This is a genomic window from Actinomyces israelii, assembly GCF_030253495.1.
Lineage (GTDB): Bacteria > Actinomycetota > Actinomycetes > Actinomycetales > Actinomycetaceae > Actinomyces > Actinomyces israelii.
In genome coordinates, this window is the sequence record NZ_CP124548.1 from 1,614,462 (window position 1) to 1,629,260 (window position 14,799).

The 14,799-nt window shown below is 71.5% G+C and carries 10 protein-coding genes and 1 tRNA gene; 7 read left to right on the forward strand and 4 right to left on the reverse strand.

Going from position 1 to position 14,799, the window contains the following annotated elements:
- Positions 1 to 84: 84 nt before the first annotated feature.
- Positions 85 to 1,335 carry a YlbL family protein gene (locus AIF0345_RS06595; protein ID WP_043564762.1) on the reverse strand — a complete coding sequence of 417 codons (1,251 nt, stop codon included), beginning with the start codon at positions 1,333 to 1,335 and terminating at the stop codon, positions 85 to 87.
- A 203-nt stretch (positions 1,336 to 1,538) separates the two neighbouring features.
- Between AIF0345_RS06595 and AIF0345_RS06600 the strand changes: the two genes are divergently transcribed.
- Positions 1,539 to 2,975, forward strand: a complete 1,437-nt coding sequence (locus tag AIF0345_RS06600) for a zinc-dependent metalloprotease (protein WP_043564764.1) — start codon at positions 1,539 to 1,541, stop codon at positions 2,973 to 2,975.
- A 15-nt stretch (positions 2,976 to 2,990) separates the two neighbouring features.
- Here AIF0345_RS06600 and AIF0345_RS06605 read toward each other — a convergent pair whose 3' ends face one another.
- On the reverse strand, positions 2,991 to 3,563 hold the full coding sequence (locus tag AIF0345_RS06605; RefSeq protein ID WP_285297716.1) for a PPA1309 family protein: 573 nt from the start codon (positions 3,561 to 3,563) through the stop codon (positions 2,991 to 2,993).
- A gap of 237 nt (positions 3,564 to 3,800) precedes the next feature.
- Between AIF0345_RS06605 and AIF0345_RS06610 the strand changes: the two genes are divergently transcribed.
- From AIF0345_RS06610 to AIF0345_RS06620, 3 genes are all read left to right on the forward strand, one after another.
- On the forward strand, positions 3,801 to 7,175 hold the full coding sequence (locus AIF0345_RS06610; RefSeq protein WP_285297717.1) for a UPF0182 family membrane protein: 3,375 nt from the start codon (positions 3,801 to 3,803) through the stop codon (positions 7,173 to 7,175).
- A 158-nt stretch (positions 7,176 to 7,333) separates the two neighbouring features.
- Positions 7,334 to 7,407: transfer RNA gene (locus AIF0345_RS06615), tRNA-Met, on the forward strand.
- Positions 7,408 to 7,564: 157 nt separating this feature from the next.
- Positions 7,565 to 9,256: an alpha/beta hydrolase gene (locus tag AIF0345_RS06620; RefSeq protein WP_285297718.1), complete on the forward strand. Its 1,692-nt coding sequence runs from the start codon at positions 7,565 to 7,567 to the stop codon at positions 9,254 to 9,256.
- 30 nt (positions 9,257 to 9,286) lie between these two features.
- Here the strand turns inward: AIF0345_RS06620 and AIF0345_RS06625 are convergent, their stop codons facing one another.
- Positions 9,287 to 10,219, reverse strand: coding sequence for a CPBP family intramembrane glutamic endopeptidase (locus AIF0345_RS06625; protein ID WP_285297719.1), 933 nt, complete (start codon positions 10,217 to 10,219; stop codon positions 9,287 to 9,289).
- 118 nt (positions 10,220 to 10,337) lie between these two features.
- Between AIF0345_RS06625 and AIF0345_RS06630 the strand changes: the two genes are divergently transcribed.
- From AIF0345_RS06630 to fumC, 3 genes are all read left to right on the forward strand, one after another.
- Entirely contained in the window at positions 10,338 to 11,618 is a 1,281-nt protein-coding gene (locus tag AIF0345_RS06630; RefSeq protein WP_285297720.1) for a sensor histidine kinase, read from the forward strand.
- On the forward strand, positions 11,618 to 12,256 hold the full coding sequence (locus AIF0345_RS06635) for a response regulator (RefSeq protein WP_285297721.1): 639 nt from the start codon (positions 11,618 to 11,620) through the stop codon (positions 12,254 to 12,256). The genes AIF0345_RS06630 and AIF0345_RS06635 overlap by 1 nt, the downstream gene beginning before the upstream one ends.
- A 393-nt stretch (positions 12,257 to 12,649) precedes the next feature.
- Complete coding sequence (gene fumC, locus AIF0345_RS06640; protein ID WP_268917877.1) at positions 12,650 to 14,086, forward strand: class II fumarate hydratase; 1,437 nt, start codon at positions 12,650 to 12,652, stop codon at positions 14,084 to 14,086.
- A 15-nt stretch (positions 14,087 to 14,101) separates the two neighbouring features.
- Here fumC and AIF0345_RS06645 read toward each other — a convergent pair whose 3' ends face one another.
- Complete coding sequence (locus tag AIF0345_RS06645) at positions 14,102 to 14,680, reverse strand: DM13 domain-containing protein (protein ID WP_043564821.1); 579 nt, start codon at positions 14,678 to 14,680, stop codon at positions 14,102 to 14,104.
- Positions 14,681 to 14,799: the final 119 nt, after the last annotated feature.

Here is a 14,799-nt window from a genome sequence, read left to right on the forward strand (position 1 = left end):
GGCTGCCGCGGGCGCTCAGCCGCAGGGTGGCACGGCGGCGCAGCGACGCGCCATGGCTCTGTCACCCTGTGGAAAACTCGCGGGTCACTGCTGGGCGAGCACCGTCTCGCAGGTGGAGGCCCCCGAGGTGTCCCCGGCGGCAATGGCCTCCACCGTGGTGACGGCCTCGTGCAGCGTCGATACCGCGTAGACCTTCAGGCCGTCGGGGACGTGCCCCACCACGTCCCCGCAGTTCGAGGCCGGGGCCAGGAAGTACTCGGAGCCGTCGGCCTTGGCGCCGGCCATCTTCTGCGCAATGCCGCCGATGGGCCCCACGGACCCGTCGAGGGCGATCGTGCCCGTCCCGGCGATGTCCTTGCCGCCGGTCAGGTCGCCGGGGGTGAGCTTGTCGATAATGCCCAGGGCGAACATGCTGCCGGCGCTGGGGCCCCCGACGTCGGACAGCTCGAAGGTCGCATTGATGTCCGAGTCCGCCTGGGCCGACAGGTACACGCCCAGCAGTGAGCCCTCGGAGTCCGGCGCGCCGTCGGAGTTCGCGTCCGGGGGCTCGACGGTGGTCAGCGACACGGTCGTCGGCCGGCCGTCGCGCTCGATGCCCAGGCTGACGCGCGTGCCCACCGGGATCGTCGTCAGCAGCTCGCGCAGCGCGGCGAAGGTCGTGATCGGCGTCGTCTGCCCGCCGTCGGGCGTGATGGAGGTCAGGACGTCGCCCTGGTCGACCACGTCCTGGGCCTGGCCGGACCCGGTGCCCTCAATGGTGAGGACCATGCGGGTGGCCATCCCCGTCTCCATGAGCGCGGCGACCACGGCGGTGTTCTGGGAGCTGGTCATCTGGGCCCGGTTGGCCTGCTCGACCTCCTGCGAGCTCAGCGACTTCGGACAGACCTGCTCGCGGTCCAGGATCGTCTTGTCGGGCGAGAGCCAGGCGCCCACGACGTCGAAGAGGGTCACCGGGTGCTGGGGGCACCCGGAGACCGACACCGTCGTCATGCGCAGCGCCCCGTCGGCCGGGTAGGTCTGCGCGCCGGTGACGGTGATGACGTCCTGGGCCCCCTGGTCCCCGGAGCCCCCTGCCAGCACGTTCCAGGTCGGGCCGGGCGCCTCGATGACCTTGTCCACCCGCACGGTCGCCCCCGCGACGAGGAGGCCCACGGCGAGCACCACCGCTCCGATCCCGATCGCGAGCCGCCCGGACCGCCGCCGACGGCGATTGCCCAGACTGGGAACGGGCTCGGTGCCTGCGGCCGGCTCCCGGGCGGGCTCGGCGGCAGCCTCCTGCCCGGACTCGGCGGCGCGGGCGGAGGGCGGCGTCTGGTGGTGCTGTTCGTCCGTCACGGCCCCATCATGCGTCCTGAAGGGGCTCCAGGTCTCCCCCGTCCGGACGGCGGGCGCGCGGTGTCGCCATTGCCACGTCTCAGCAGGGCCGGTTCCCGGCTCGTACACAGGAATGGGTGGCACGCTCCCCGTGTTGCGCCTGTACGGCCCTCAGCCGCTATCAGCCGTACGGCCCGACACCCCGTACCACCGAGAGGAACCCCATGAGTGAGGACCCCTTCGACGACATCGAGCAGATGCTCTCCGCCCTCTTCGGCGCTGACGTCGCCGGAGACGCTGTGGCCGCGCTGCGCTCCTCCGGCGTCGATCCGGCGCAGTTCGCCCAGATGAGCGGCGTGGACCTGTCCCGGATCACCCCCGGGCAGATGATGGCCATGCGCACTCAGATGCAGCAGATGATGGCCGGTGCGCAGGACGGCCCGGTCAACTGGACCATGGGGCGCAGCCTCGCGCTCCAGGAGGCCGCCAAGAACGGCGACCCGGCCATCACGGCCGGCGACGCCGAGGCGACACGCCAGGCGCTGCGGGTGGCCGACCTGTGGCTGGACACGGCCACCGATCTCATGCCGGCCCCCGGCGCCCGCGAGGCCTGGTCGCGCTCGCAGTGGGTCGAGCGGACCCTGCCGGTGTGGCAGGACGTGTGCGCCCCGGTCGCGGAGGCCGCCACCGCCGCCCTCGCCGCCGCACTGGAGAGCCAGACCAAGGACCTGGCCGACAACAACCCCGATCTGGGGGACGCCGCCCGCCAGGTCGGCGCCCTGACCCAGATCATGCGCTCCATGGCGGGCACCGCCTTCGGCCTCCAGGTCGGGCACGCCGTCGGCGAGCTCGCCGGTCAGGCCCTCGCCGCCACCGACGTCGGGCTGCCGCTGAAGCGGGAGCCCGGCACAGCTCTTGTCCTGGCCAATGTGACGGCCTTCGCCGAGGGCCTGGAGGTCGAGGCCGAGCAGGTGCGCATGTTCCTGGCGGTGCGGGAGGCGGCCGCCGCGCGCCTGTACGCCCATGTTCCCTGGCTGCGCGGCCAGCTGCTGGGCGCCGTCGAGACCTACGCGCGCGAGATACGGGTCGACACCGGTGCCATTGAGGAGGCGGTCGCCGAGGTCGACCCCTCCGACCCCGAGGCGATCCGCTCGGCGCTGGAGTCGGGCATGTTCGCCCCGCAGGAGACCCCCGCCCAGGTGGAGGCCCTGGAGAAGCTGGAGACGCTGCTGGCGCTGGTCGAGGGCTGGGTCGAGGTCGTCACCGCACGGGCCACCGCCCCCCATCTGCCGCACGCCGTGCCGCTGCGGGAGATGGTGCGCCGTCGTCGGATTCAGGGCGGTCCCGCCGAGAAGGTCTTCGCCCGTCTCATCGGCCTGGAGTTCCGCCCCCGGCGCGTGAGGGAGGCCGCGCGCCTGTGGGAGCTGCTGGGCGAGGAGGTCGGCGACGGCGAGCGCGACGCGTTCTGGAAGCACCCCGATGTCATGCCGGCTGCTTCCGAGCTGGCCAGCCCCGAGGACTTCCTGACCATGCGCCGGGCCGCCCAGGACATGGACGCCGAGGTCGATGCGGACCTCGCCTCCCTGCTGGACGGGACGCTGGGCTACGCCGGGGGCGCCCGCGACGCCGACGAGAACCGCCCAGAGGGCATGGGGGACTAGCCGGCCCGGGCCGCCTCACTCGAGAGTCGAGGCCAGGGCCTCGACCAGCCCAGGCACGAGAGTGTCGCCACTCACCACGCGGTCGGCAGAGTCCTGCGTCCGGGAGCGGACCGCGCACCAGGACTCACCGGTGCGCAGCACCCCTACCACCATCCGCACGTCCTCTCGGTCGGGCTGCGCCCTTAAGAAGGCCAGGCGCTCCTGCGCGTCCTGGATGGCCGCGGCCTCCTGCTCCGCCTCGGCCGGCAGGACCAGCCGCTCGACGGCGAGCGCCACCCCGTCAACGGTCTGCGGCCAGGCGAGCCGGCCCAGCAGGTCCTCCAGATCGACGGCTGCGGGCAGGTTCTCCTGCTCGATCATGGTCAGCGCCTGCGGGTCGTGTCGCGCCTGGGCCAGCGCCGCGTCGTCGAGCAGCTCGGCCAGCGCGGGGTCCTGCTCCAGGGCCGCAGCGGTGCGCACCAGTGCGAAGACCCTGGCCGGAGCGTCCCAGCCGCGCTGGGCGACATGCTCCTCGAGCTCGAGGATGGCGCTCCTCAGGGAGCGCTGGCGCGGGGAGGCGGGCTGGTGGGCGGGCGTCTGCTCAGTCATACGGCGAGCCTAAGGACCCCGCCCTGCGGCGTCGACATACCGGGAGGATGAGGATCCGGGCCGGGCCGCGGCGGAGCCGGCCCTGCGCGGGGCCCGCCGAGCCGGCGACTCGCGCGGGTCGCGGGGCGGGTTTTGTGGGCTCCGCACGACCTGTGGGACGATGAGTGTGTCCGGCGACCCAGCGCCGTAATCCATACGCGCACCCGCGCACACCTCTCAACCACACGGAGCGTGACCGTGAGCACCAGGCCAGACGACGAGCCCGACGACAAGCGTCCTGCGCCCGACGAGTCCTCCTCGTCCAGTCGAGAGGAGCGCGTCCGCGGTGGTTTCTTCCAGTCGGACACCGCCGACACCGCCGGCTCTCCGGGGGACTCCGCCGAGAGCCCTCGCACGGGCGACGCGCCCGAGGACCCCGATGAGGGCCGCGGGAACCCGCTGAGCGGCTTCGATCCGGCGTCCTTCCTCTTCGGCGGCGCCGCGCCCTTCGGCGCACGGCGCTCGGAGGGCGCGCGCGGTTCCGGCCGGAAGGACTCCACCGGGTCGGGCGGGCCCCGGCGCCCGTCTCGACCGGTCGCCGGCGCCGCGGGCGGTTCGCGTCGCCCGGGGCCGCTGGTCCTGACCCTGGGGATTCTCGCTGCGCTGGCCGCGGTCATTGTCTTCCTGTCTCGCACCTGGACCGAGGTGCTCTGGTTCAACCAGCTCGGTTTCGCGCGCGTGCTGTGGACCCAGTGGGTCGCCGCAGGCATCATGTTCGCGGTCGGCTTCATTGTGATGTTCGGCGCCATGTTCGCCGCCATCACCAGGGCCTACCGCTCGCGCGAGATCAGCCTCCCGACTGATGAGGCGACCCGCAACCTGGAGGCCTACCGCACGGCGGTGGAGCCCATGCGCCGGACACTGACCTGGGGCGTGCCCGCCGTGCTGGCGCTGCTGGCCTCGGCGTGGGAGCTCGCCCCGCACTGGCGAGAGGCGCTGCTGGCCATCCACTCCCACTCCTTCGGCGTGCCCGACCCGCAGTTCGGCCTGGACATTTCCTTCTACGTGTTCATCCTGCCGGTGCTGGAGATCGCGATCTCCTACCTGTCGCGCGTGGTGATCTTCGCCGGCATTGCCAGCGTCGTCGTCCACTACCTGTACGGCGGGATCTCGATTGCGCGCAAGCCCCATTTCACACGGGCCGCACGCCTTCACCTCACCGTCTTCCTCGCCCTGTTCTCCGTGCTCCACGGTGCGAGCTACTGGCTGAGCCGGTACTCCTCCCTGTACGCCTCCAACGCGAAGTTCGACGGCGCCGGCTACACCGACGTCCACGCCTCCATCCCGGCCCAGGCGATCCTGGCGGCGATCAGCGTCGTCGTCGCCGTCCTGTTCGTCGCCTCGGCGCGCACCCGCTCCTGGCGGCTGCCGGTCACGGGCGTGGCGGTCATGGTCATCTCGGCCCTGATCGTGGGCGTCGCCTACCCGGTGGTCATCCAGAAGTTCGTCGTGGACCCCAACGCCCAGCGCGAGGAGTCCCAGTACATCGACCGCAATATCAAGGCCACGCTGAGCGCGTACGGCCTGGGTGACGTCGAGGCGAGCACCTATGACGCCACGACCACCGCCGAGTCGGGCCAGCTCATGCACGACGCCGAGTCGACGACCTCGATCCGCCTGCTGGACCCGAACCTCGTCTCCCCGGCCTTCAAGCAGCGCCAGCAGAACAAGCAGTACTACTCCTTCGCCTCCCAGCTCAATGTCGACCGCTACCGGATCGGCGACGAGTCGCGCGACACGGTGATCGCGGTGCGCGAGCTGAGCCAGGAGGGCCTGGACGCCGGGCAGCGCACGTGGATCAACGACCACACCGTCTACACCCACGGCTACGGCGTGGTCACCGCCCACGGCAACACGGTCAGCTCGGACGGCTCGCCCGCGTTCTGGGAGGGCGGCATCCCCTCCAAGGGCGACCTGGGCGACTACGAGCCGCGCATCTACTTCGGCAAGTCCTCGCCGTCGTACTCGATCGTGGGCGGCAACGACGGCGGCAGCCCGCGCGAGCTCGACTACCCCGACGACTCGGCCGCCTCCGGCCAGGTCAACACGACCTTCGCCGGCAGCGGCGGCCCGAACGTGTCCAACCCGTTCAACAGGCTCCTGTACGCCACCAGGTTCGCCGAGATGAACATCCTGTTCTCCCAGGAGGTCCGCCCCGGCTCGCAGATCCTCTACGACCGCGACCCGGCCGAGCGCGTCGCCAAGGTCGCGCCGTGGCTGACCCTGGACGGCAACCCGTACCCGGCGGTCGTCGACGACGACGGAGACCCGAGCACGCCCAAGCGGGTCGTGTGGATCCTCGACGGCTACACGACGACCAACAACTACCCCTACTCGCAGCACGAGTCCCTGGCGGACTCCATGAGCGACGCGACGACGGGGCGGGCCTCCCTGCTCGGCGCCCCGAAGGAGTCCAACTACGTGCGCAACTCCGTCAAGGCCGTCGTCGACGCCTACGACGGCAGCGTCAAGCTCTACGAGTGGGACGAGCAGGACCCGCTCCTGGACGCCTGGGAGTCGGTCTTCCCGGGCACCGTCACGCCCATGAGCGAGATGAGCGCCGACCTCATGGCCCACATGCGCTACCCGGAGGACCTGTTCAAGGTCCAGCGCACGGTCATGGCCAGGTACCACGTGACCAACCCCGAGGACTTCTACTCGGGCGGTGACTTCTGGAAGGTCCCCGACGACCCCACCAAGGACGGGGACTCGGCGCAGGCCCCCTACTACCTGACCCTGAAGATGCCGGACCAGGAGCAGGCGTCCTTCTCCCTGTCCAGCGTCTACATCATCGGCGGCAATACCGACCGCAACGTGCTCACCGGCTTCCTGGCCGTGGACTCCGAGACTGCCAGCGACGAGCCCGGGGTGAGGAACCCCGACTACGGCAGGCTGCGGCTCCTGGAGCTGCCGCGCTCGTCCAACGTGTCCGGCCCCGGCCAGGTGCAGAACAACTTCAACTCCGACGGCAATGCCAGCCAGGTCCTCAACCTGCTCAGCCAGCAGGGGTCGCAGGTCATCAAGGGCAACCTGCTGACGCTGCCGGTGGGCGGAGGCCTCCTCTACGTCCAACCGGTCTATGTCCAGTCCTCCTCCGGGACGCAGTACCCGCTGCTGCGCAAGGTGCTGGTCTCCTTTGGCGACAATATCGGCTTCGCCGACACGCTGAAGGAGGCGCTCAACCAGGTCTTCGGGGGGGACTCCGGCGCGACCACGGGGCAGGAGGTCGTCGACGGCGACTCCGCCGCGGCCAATGACACGTCCTCGACCACCGACCCGGCCGCCGCTGCGTCGGCGGAGCCCTCGGCCTCTCCGACCGCGACCGGAACCGCCGGCGCGCCGACGTCGACGCCCAGCGCGCAGCCCACGGCCTCCGCGACCGGGAGCGCGCCGGCATCCAGCGGCGATCCGCAGGCGGACCTCAATGCGGCGCTCACGGACGCCGAGACCGCCATGAACGACTCCAACAAGGCGATGCAGTCCGGGGACTGGACGGCCTACGGGGAGGCGCAGGCCAGGCTCAACAACGCCCTCCAGCGGGCGTTTGAGGCTCAGAAGAAGCTGGGCGGCTGACACACGGGGAAGGCCCGCCGCTCACGGGGCGCCCGCAGGAGGCTCCTGCGGGCGCCCCGCCGCACAGGGTGCTCCTGACCGCGGCGCCCGGTGGTGAGCAAGGGCACGCGCCGGCGGATTGAGTTCCCGGGGCCCGGCGGCTAGGCTGGTCCCGCCGCCGCGGGGTGGAGCAGTTCGGTAGCTCGCCGGGCTCATAACCCGGAGGTCGCAGGTTCGAATCCTGCCCCCGCTACGAAGTGCCGCGAGGCGGTGAAGACTTCGGCCCCTGATATCAACCAGGGGCCGAAGTCTTTTTTGCTGTCCGGAACCGGGCCCGGGCGCCGACCGGTGCGGCCAACTTATTCATACGTGTCAACTCTTTGGAAGGTTCAGTGTCCTCTCTTTCTGGCGTGAGCGTCGTCTCTCCGGGCTTTGTCGCCGGACTCGCCGTTGTCACCGTGACTGCGCTGGCCGCGACGGTCGCTCTGCTGCTGTGGCTTCCACACCGCCGTCGGCGCTCCGGCCACAAGCACGTGAAGAACGCCTCCGCGGGCTCTGCGCGGCGCTGGCGCCTCCTGGTCGCGGCGCTGCCCGCGGTACTGATCTGCCAGCTCCTCGTCACCGGGCTCGCGACGGCGAAGATCAACTCGAAACTGCGGTTCGCCAACACGCTCGGGCAGGTCGCCGAGCTGGCATCCGGCTCCGGCCGCGACTCGGGGGTGACCGAGCTGGCGCCGGTGGCCACCCCGGAGGCGACCGGGGAGGCGGACGCCGAGGCCACCGGCTCGCAGACGCCGCCCGCGCCCGACCCGGCCTACGTCGCCTCGCTGAAGGCGACCTCGGAGGGCGGGAACACCTTCAAGACGAGCTTCCACGGTCCCGCCAGCGGCATCACCGACGACGTGTGGTTCTGGACCCCGCGCGGGTACTCCGCCGCCGACGGGAAGTCCTACAACGTCCTGATGCTCCTGCACGGCGTGCCCGGCACGGCCGATGGCGTCGTCCCGGGCCTGGAGCTCGGCCGCCAGCTGCAGGCGGCCATCGACGACGGGCGCCTGCCCCCGACGATCGTCGCCATTCCCTCGCTCAACGCCGACGCCACCCAGCGCTCGGAGCCCGACTGCGCGGACATCGTCGGACACGCCAAGGTCGGGACCTGGATCCAGCAGGACGTGCCCAAGATGATCCGGGCCACCTTCCCCGGGGTGCGCACGGACCGTCAGGCGTGGGCGCTGGGCGGGGTGTCCTCCGGCGGCTACTGCGCGGTGTGGACGGCCATTATGCGCTCCGACGTCTACGCGACCGCGGCCTCCCTGTCCGGGTACGACGTCCCCGACGTCGGCGGACTGGCCTCGCCCGAGCTCCGCGACGCCAACACCCTGAGCACCCTGGTGGCCCGTCAGCGGCACGCCCCGATCAACCTGTGGCTCCTGGGCGCCCAGGACGACCCGCTGGCCAATGGGACGGTGACCGCCCTGCCTGCCGCCGTCGGGAAGGGCGACACCGCCGAAGCGGTCAGGCCCGGTGCGGGCGGGCACTCCTGGAGTCTGTGGAAGGAGCAGACGACCGCCTTCCTCACCTGGTGGGGGCAGCGTCCGAGCGTCAACCTGAACGGGCCCGTGCCGCTGTCCACCCCGACCCCGTCGCCCGCCCCGACCCCGTCGCCCACGCCGACCCCCGACGCCTCCGCGTCCCAGGCGCCGCCGGCTGCCGAGACGCCCCCGGCCTCGCCGGAGGAGAGCCTCGGGCTGGGCGGCCGCCTGGTGCGGTCCCTCACCCAGATCCGCGGCACGGGCGTGATCACCATGGCCTGCCTGCTGACGCTCGCGGCGACGCTGGCGTGCATCGTCGTCCCCGCCCGGGCGGCGGCTCGTGACGGCCTCTCCGGCGCTGAGGACGGCCCCGGCGCCGAGGCAGGCGCGGCTCGCCCGGGGCGGGGAGGGGCGGCGGTCGGCGTGGCCCGGGCTGCCGTCAGGACGCTGCTCCTGGTGAGCGCGTGCGTCCTCGCCGCGCTCCTGGTCGGTCTGATCGGCAACCGGATCGGCGCCTTCTACCCGACCTGGGCGCTGGCCTGGGCGGATATCGGCCCCGCCCTGCGGTGATGGGCGGTTGACGACGGCCAGTGGCGCCGGTTACCGGCCCGCCGGCGGCGCGTAGGGCCCACTGGCGGCGATCTCCGCCCAGCGCTGCTTGCTGATGCGGGAGGCGAGGACCGCGGCGATCACGCAGAAGACCAGGCCGGTCGTGATCCACACGAGTCGGCGGCTCGGAATGCTCAGGCCCATGATCGCGACGAGCTGGTTGCCGAGGTGGTACCCGCCGTGGATGCCGATGGCGGCCCAGGTGCTGCGCATGATCAGTGCGAGGCAGGCGGCGGCCAGTGCGAATCCGAGTGGTACGGCGAGGTAGAGGACGTGGTCCAGGGCGTTCTGCTGACCGCCGTTGGAGAGCAGGTGCGGGATGGTGAAGACGATCACTGCAGCCCATACGGCGCGCCTGGGGTGGTCGGACAGGCTCTGCAGGAGGTAGCCGCGCATGAGCGCCTCCTCACCGATTCCCTGGAACACGTAGCTGAACACGATAGTGTTTGCGACCACGAGCCAGAGCGGCAGCACAGCGATCTCCTCCTTTGCCTCTGCCGGGGCCCGGGTCCCGATGCCGGCAGCCAGGAGGACCGCGGCGAGGCAGCCGACGACGGCCACCGAGATTCCGGTTCCGGCCAGCGTGCCGAGCAGCGTTCGGCGGTTGAGGGTCAGGCCGGCGGCGCGCATGGGCCGATGGTCCGCGCAGCGGGTGAGCAGGACGGTGAACAGGAGGTAGAAGGGAAGGGGGATCAGCCAGATGAGGGTGGTCGCCCCCGCCCTGAGCAGGAGGTTGTTCGAGCCGTACCCGTCGCGCAGCGGGCCTATGAGGTATGCCAGCGCCGAGGAGAACGCGGCGACCTCGAAGGCGAGGAGGGCCAGGAGGGCGCGCGCCCAGCCGGGTGGGCGACGAGGAGTCTTCTGCTGCGACTCGGGCGCCTGGGGCCGGGGCTCTGGAGACTCTGCGGTGTGTGAGTGCGTCATGCCTCGACGCTATGAACCCGCCCGGAGCGGTCTCGCGTGACCGGGGGCAGGAATCCTGACGCGCACCCATGACCCCGGTCATGGGACGTCGGGGTGCGAGCCGGTCTACGGTGAGCGGATGAGCATCCAGCAGCAGCACACCGGTGGCCGGCCGGATCGATCGGGGGAGATCTCGCCGACGGGCGCCGCCCTTCTGCCCGTTCTGCAGATCCTCGCACTCGTGTGCCTGGCGATCTTCGGGCTGCAGCTTCTCGAGGCCTCGGCACTCACCGGGGTCGGCGTCGCGGTCCTGTGCTGCGTCCTTGCCGTGGTCGGTGTGGTCGGCGCCTTGTGGGTGGTACGACGGCGGCTGGGAGCCGGTCGCGGACGCGCGGCCTGCTCGGTGGTCGTGCTGCTTCTCGTAGCCGGGCCTGCGCAGCTGGGGACGATCGGCTTCTCCGTGCCGGTCCTCGTGGTGGCTGCCGCGCTGCTGGTCGTCGATATCGGTGCGCGCGCGAGCCTGGTCGGCGACGTGTTCGTGTCCGCCCTGCCGGTGCTGTCCCTGGCCCTTGGGCGATCATGGGCGCAGACCCTGCCCGACGTCCTCTCCTTCATGGCTCTCATGTCGGTCGGCACTGCTCTCGGAGTGGTCCTGTCCGGGTATGACGTCGCCCTGGCCGCCCAGCGCCGCGCGATCGCCGAGCGCGACGCGGCCCTGGAGGACACCAGGAGGAGGGTGGCGCTGGAGAAGGAGCTCATGCTGGCCCATGAGCGCGCGCGGGCCGCGCATGAGCTGCACGACGGGCTGGGGCACCGGCTGACGCAGATCGGGATGAGCCTGGAGTTCGCGGGCCGTGTGCGCGACTCGGACCCGAGCGCGGCGTGGAACGAGGTGGCGGTGGCCGAACGCACGAGCCGCGAGGCGGTGGGCGAGATGCGCACGTGGGTGCGGGCCCTGAGCCCCGTGCGCGCCGAGGGCTGTCGGGGCGTGGCGGGCCTGGAGGCCGTCGCGGCGTCGTTCCGCGGGACGGGGCTGGAGGTGCGGGTCCGCGACGAGCTCGGCCCGCACGTGCTCACCGAGGCGGCTGAGCTCCTCATGTACCGCGCCGTGCAGGAGGGGCTGACCAACGCCCTCAGGCACTCCCGGGCGCGGTCGGTGGAGATCCTGGCGGCTACAAGCGGCGACGGCCTCCTGGTCTCGGTGGCCAATGACATTCCCGCCGAGCGCCGTCAGGCGGTTCCGCAGGCGCTGGTGGGGCAGGGGGACGGTGCCGTCGCCGGGTTCGGCCTCGGCGGCCTGTCGGAGCGCGCCGCCGAGCTGGGCGGCGCGGTGACGGCGGGCAGGGTCGACGACTCCTTCCTGCTCACCCTGGTGCTCCCGCCCCGGGAGCTCGTCTCTTCGATCGATCGGAGGGCGTGATGAGTGCGCCGATCCGGATCCTGGTGGTTGACGACCAGCAGCTCCTGCGCCGGGGCCTGATCATGCTCTTCGGCACCGTCGACGACGTCGAGGTGGTGGCCCAGGCCGCCCATGGGGCCGAGGCCCTGGCGGTGCTGCGCGCCAGGGAGGTCGACGTCGTCCTGGCGGACGCGAAGATGCCGGTCATGGACGGGATCGAGCTCGTGCGGCAGTGCTCCCGGATGCACCCGGGTCTGCCGGTCCTGGTGCTGACCACCTTCGACGAGCCCGACGTCGTCCAGGGGGCGGTCGCCGCCGGGGCGGCGGGGTTCCTGCTCAAGGACACCTCGATCGAGTCCTTGGCCGAGGCCGTGCGCGCGGTGGCGGCGGGCGGGCTGGTCATCGACCCGCGCGTGGCGCGGCTCGCCCTCGCCTCCCCGAAGAACGACGAGGGCGAGCCGCCCGTGCTGGCCGTCCTCACCCCGACCGAGCGCGAGATGGCCGCACTGGTGGCCGAGGGCCTGACGAACCAGGCGATCGCGGAGCGCATGGTGCTCGCCGAGGGCACGGTCAAGAACCACGTCTCCGCCCTGCTGCGCAAGCTGCAGGCGTCCGACCGCACCGTGCTGGCGCTGACCCTGTACAAGGCCCTCCACTGAGCCCGGCCCGCGAGAGCGGCCCCCGCACCGCTAGCCGGTGTCCCTTTTCTCGGCATGGTCGGCAGTGATGGTTGGCAGTGCCGGCGACGACGTCGATGAGGCCGCAGGCGATCCGGCCGGCTCGCCCCGTGGATCGGAGCACATCCGCTCGCGCGGGCGGACCCGCCAGCAGGGCGCGCACCGCCGTCGCCCGCGTGCTGGAGAGGCGCAGGTCTCCAGGGACGCACGGCCGCCCACGCACGGCCTCGAGGTCATCAGGGTCATCGACTCCGATGAGCGCTTCCCGGCCCGCTCTCCGGCCCGTTCTCCTGGCCCGTCGCGATCGGCCTGAAAAGCCGCCAGATGCGCCCGTCCGCGCACCTACGCGTGCACCGAGCGCATAGCCTTGCTCCCATGACAACTGATGCAACGACGCCCGACCGGGCCGCCACGACGCGCACCGAATCCGACTCCATGGGCACCGTCGAGGTCGCCTCCGACCGCTACTGGGGCGCGCAGACGCAGCGCTCCCTGACCAACTTCAATATCGGCCGGGAGACCTTCGTCCTGACCCGCCCCCTGATCAAGGCCCTGGGCGTGCTCAAGAAGTCCGCCGCCCTGGCCAACGCCGAGCTCGGCGAGCTGCCCGAGGACATCGCCCGGTACATCGCCGCCGCCGCGGACGAGGTCATCTCCGGCGACCTGGACTCCCACTTCCCGCTGGTCGTCTTCCAGACCGGCAGCGGCACCCAGTCCAACATGAACGCCAACGAGGTCATCTCCAACCGCGCCATCGAGCTGGCCGGCGGCCAGATGGGCACCAAGACGCCGGTCCACCCCAACGACCACGTCAACCGCGGCCAGTCCTCCAACGACACCTTCCCCACGGCCATGCACATCGCCGTCGTCTGCGAGCTCGCCCGTATGTACCCGCGGGTGCAGCGGCTGCGCGACACCCTGGACGCCAAGGCCAGGGAGTACGACGACGTCGTCATGGTCGGCCGCACCCACCTCCAGGACGCCACCCCCATCCGGCTGGGCCAGGTCATCTCCGGCTGGGTCGCCCAGATCGACCTTGCCCTGGACGGCATCCGCTACGCCGACTCGCGCGCCCGCGAGCTCGCCATCGGCGGCACCGCCGTGGGCACGGGCCTGAACGCCCACCCGAAGTTCGGCGCGCTGGCCGCCAAGAGGATCAGCGAGGAGACCGGCATCGAGTTCACCCAGGCCGGCAACCTCTTCGCCGCCCTGGGCGCCCACGACGCCCTGGTGCTGGTCTCCGGGGCCCTGCGCGTGCTGGGCGACGCGCTGATGAAGATCGCCAACGACGTGCGCTGGTACGCCTCCGGCCCCCGCAACGGCATCGGCGAGCTCATCATCCCGGAGAACGAGCCCGGCAGCTCGATCATGCCCGGCAAGGTCAACCCCACCCAGTGCGAGGCCATGACCATGGTGGCCACCAAGGTCTTCGGCAATGACGCCACCGTCGGCTTCGCTGGCTCCCAGGGCAACTTCCAGCTCAACGTCTTCAAGCCGGTCATGGCCTGGTGCGTGCTGGAGTCCATCCAGCTGCTCGGCGACACCTGCGTGTCCTTCGACGAGCACTGCGCCTACGGCATCAAGCCCAACCGCGCCAGGATCGAGCACAACCTGGAGACCAACCTCATGCAGGTCACGGCCCTCAACCGCCGCATCGGCTACGACAAGGCCTCCAAGATCGCCAAGAACGCCCACCACAAGGGCCTGTCCCTGCGCGAGTCCGCCCTCGAGCTCGGCTTCGTCACGCCCGAGGAGTTCGACGCCTGGGTCGTGCCGGTCGACATGACCCGCCCCAGCGCCGCCGAGGACTGATCGCGAGCGGCGGCCTCACCCGGCGGGGCTGAGCGCCGCCGCTCCGAAGGACACGCTGAAGTCCTCGCACCACAGGTCGACGGAGGGCCACGCCGCCGGGTCGAAGTCCGCGGGCAGGTCGTAGACCTGGTTGCCGCGATTGCCCTTGAGGGGGGCCACCTCGAGGTGCTCGTGGTCGCCCGCGGTCGTCCACCCGGCGGCCCCCTCGACGACGGGGCCCGCGCTCAGCCACACCCGCACATCGGGGCCGTTGCTGGTCTCCAGGTTGGAGAGCACCAGCTGGTGGGAGCCGTCGGAGCCGCGCACAATGCTCGCCTCGCCGGTGGTGGTGTGCTCGTGGGAGATGAAGGTGCCGCGTGCGACCAGCTCGGGACCCTCGGCGCCGGCTGCGGGACTCCCCGTCGCGCTGCCCGCCGGCTCCCCGGTGGCGGGTGCCTGGCCGGCGGCCGCCACCTGGGGGATCTTGTCGTCGACCCTCGTGTTGACGAAAAGGAGCCACGGCTTGAAGACGGGCAGGGCGATGGCGAGCGCGATGAGGATGAGGCCGCCAAGCCCCAGGAGGAGGCGACGACGGGGGAAACGCGATCCGGCCATAAGGACAACCTTTCGAAACGGAGTTCAGAAAACAGGCATTTCTATGAATGCGTGTGGGGTGAACCCGGGGCCGCGGGGATCTATTCCCGTCGGCGGGCGGCCGGGCGCGGCAGCTGGTC